2 protein-coding genes and 1 tRNA gene are annotated in these 3,121 nt (G+C 28.3%); all 3 read left to right on the plus strand.

The window, feature by feature from the left end; genetic code table 11:
• Nucleotides 1-256 precede the first annotated feature (256 nt).
• The 3 genes from HMPREF1983_RS06465 (at nt 257) to HMPREF1983_RS06475 (ending at nt 3,120) form a co-directional block, all read left to right on the plus strand.
• The gene (locus HMPREF1983_RS06465; RefSeq protein ID WP_021753507.1) at nt 257-1,210 is read left to right on the plus strand and encodes an L-lactate dehydrogenase; all 954 of its coding nucleotides are present in this window, start codon (nt 257-259) and stop codon (nt 1,208-1,210) included.
• A 348-nt stretch (nt 1,211-1,558) separates the two neighbouring features.
• The gene (locus HMPREF1983_RS06470) at nt 1,559-2,599 is read left to right on the plus strand and encodes a LacI family DNA-binding transcriptional regulator (RefSeq protein ID WP_021753508.1); all 1,041 of its coding nucleotides are present in this window, start codon (nt 1,559-1,561) and stop codon (nt 2,597-2,599) included.
• A 447-nt stretch (nt 2,600-3,046) separates the two neighbouring features.
• Nucleotides 3,047-3,120: transfer RNA gene (locus tag HMPREF1983_RS06475), tRNA-Gly, on the plus strand.
• The last annotated feature ends 1 nt before the right edge of the window (nt 3,121 follow it).

The raw sequence follows: 3,121 nt of genomic DNA on the forward strand, positions 1-3,121 counted from the left end.
AAAATAAAATAAATAATTAATAAAAAATTATAGTTAGCACTTTCAAAATATATTCAAATTAAAAGGAAATAATTATTTTAATAATAAATTTAAAGATGTAAAAACACTTTCTTTTTTTCAAAGATTATGATATAATTTAAAGTGCAGTGAATGAAAGTGTTTTTATTAGGGATATGAAACTATTTTGTTCATAAAAATTTAGTAAAAATAATTACTTAAAATATCTAAAACTATATATTATAATGGAGGTTTTTTTATGAAAGCGAAAAACAGAAAAGTAGTTTTAATAGGAGCAGGAATGGTAGGGATGAGCTTTGCTTATCAATTATATTCAAGCGGTGTATGTGAAGAACTTGGACTAATTGATTTCTTCCCGGAAAAAGCTGAAGGGGAAGCAATGGACTTAAACCACGCAGGTGCTTTAGTACCACCTATTAAAGTAACATCAGGCGGATATGAACAATGTGCTGATGCTGATGTTATTGTTATCGCTGGAGGTCTTCCTCAAAAACCAGGTGAAACACGTCTTGACTTAGTAGATAAAAATATTAAAGTTGTTAAAGATATGTCAGAACAAATTGTTAAATCTGGATTTGACGGAGTTATCGTTATTGCATCTAACCCGGTTGACGTATTGACAAACGCATTACAAAAATTCACAGGATTCCCAAGAAACAAAATTGTTGGTTCTGGAACAACTCTTGATACTTCAAGATTCCGTTACATGTTAGGAGACAAATTAAATATTGCTCCAAACAGTGTACGTGGATATATCGTTGGTGAACATGGTGATACTCAATTAGCGGCATGGAGTAATGTATATGTATATGGAAAACGTTTCGATGATTTCTTAGCTACTTCTAAATACACTGCAGAAGACTTTGCGGAAGTTGAAGAAAAAGTTATGCGTGCAGCATATGAAGTAATCAACCGTAAACGTGCTACCTACTATGCTATCGGGCTTGCATTATTCACTATCGTAAAAGCTATTTTACGTGATGAAAATACAGAACTTGCAGTTAGTGGTTACTGTGAAGGTCAATACGGAATTGAAGGATTATACATCGGTACTCCGGCAATTATTGGTCGTGAAGGGGTACGTGAGATTGTAGAACTTCCATTGAATAAAGAAGAAACAGCTAAAATGCAACATTCTGCTAAAGTATTGAAAGAAACTTTAGAAAAAGCATATGCTTCATTAGAAAAATAATTAATTATAAATAAGTAAATATATAGGAGAATTAGATTTTTGTAGTCATAATTTATTATGATGAAGAAAATTTAATTCTTCTTTTGTATTATATAAAATTATAGAAGGAAAAAAAGTTATTAAAAAATTAATTATCTTAGTTAATGAAATTTAAGGATTAAGTGATTGTTAAATAAAGAAAAAATGAAAACATATAAAGAAAAATAAAAAAATATTGAAAATATTGTTTTCAAACACTAGACTTTTAATTATTTTTTTGATACAATAAAGCTGAATGAAAAGGTTTTAAATGCTTTTATTTATGAACTTTTAGTTACTTTTAATAAAAAAATGTAAAGGAGATTTATAATGACAATAACGATTTATGATGTAGCGAAAGAAGCAAAAGTATCTATGGCAACAGTTTCACGTGTTGTAAATAACAATCCTAATGTTAAAGAAGATACAAGATTACGTGTTCAAGAAGTAATTAAAAAATTAAGATATACTCCTAATGCGGTAGCAAGAGGATTAGCTAGTAAAAAAACAACTACAATAGGTATAGTTTTACCGGATATAGCGGACCTTTCTTCTGCAGAGATAGTTAGCGGAATAGAGTCTGTAGCTAATATGTACAAATACAATATAATTTTAGCAAATTCTTGTGATGATAAAGAAATAGAAAAAAGCATATTTAACTCGTTTGTGAGTAAACAAGTAGACGGAATTATTTATTTAGGACATTCTTTATCAGATAGTTCAAAAAATTATTTACACGATACTCAAATACCGGTAGTATTGGCAGGAAATATAGGGTTAGATTCTGAGTTTTATTCAGTTAATATAAATTATGAAAAAGCTGCATATGAAGTGACAAAAGAATTTATAGAAAAAGGCTCTAAAAATATTTCTATAATAATAAATAAATATGAATCGCAAAAAGCGCAGAGAATTATAAAAGGATACAAAGAAGCACTTGCTGATTGTAAAGTAGAATTTAAGTCTAATTTAATAGTAGATGGTTATAAAACGTACAAAGATAGTAATCAAATATTTAAAACTATACGTAATATAAATGCAGAAGTGGTTATAACTATGTTTGACGAAGTAGCGTTGTCAATAATGCATCAAGCATTAGATACGGGGGTTAATATTCCTAATGAGTTGGAAATAATTTCATTTGAAAATACTAAGTTGTTGGATATGACAAGACCTAAAATTTCTTCAATATTTCAACCAATCTTTGATGTGGGTGCCGTATCAATGCGTATTTTGACAAAAGTAATAGATGTAGAAAAAGCTAAAAGAAAAGGTGAACCATACGAAAAAGAAGATCTGGAAGAATTGGAAGCACATGATAATGAAATGTACTTACCTTACAGAATAATTCACAGACAAACTACAAAATAATTAAAGATGAACTTAGGAGTTGATTAAAAAAACTGATATTTAATTTATTGTACACAACAGTTTATAAATATTATTGTAGATTTGCGAAAGTTTTTAAACACATAGAAAACAGTACGGGAGAGATTTTAAAATTTCGGTAAGAATAGTTATGATTTTTTAGAATCTCTCCTTTTTCTATATTTATTTTCAAAAAAAAGGTATTGACATAATATAACGGTAGTGATAGAATAGTAAAAGTCTTTACAAGAAGAAAACGAACAATCATAAAAAATAAAGTAATAATTGTTAATTTTTTAAAAAACAACTTGACAATTAGTGAAAACTGTAGTAGAATGGAAAACGTCTTCAAAAAAAGAAATTTTTTTAGGATAGTATTAAAAAAATACTTGACAGATTATTGTTTATAAAGTATAATTGTAAAGGTGTTTTTACACAGATAGTAAATATGCGGGTGTAGTTTAGTGGTAAAACCTCAGTCTTCCAAACTGATGTTGTGAGTTCGATTCTCATCACCCGCTCCAT

Origin of the sequence: Gemella bergeri ATCC 700627 (genome assembly GCF_000469465.1) — a bacterium.
Lineage (GTDB): Bacteria > Bacillota > Bacilli > Staphylococcales > Gemellaceae > Gemella > Gemella bergeri.

Coding starts and splice junctions, on each gene's coding strand:
- HMPREF1983_RS06465 (WP_021753507.1), top strand. CDS start 257: ATGAAAGCGAAAAACAGAAAAGTAGTTTTAATAGGAGCAGGAATGGTA.
- HMPREF1983_RS06470 (WP_021753508.1), top strand. CDS start 1,559: ATGACAATAACGATTTATGATGTAGCGAAAGAAGCAAAAGTATCTATG.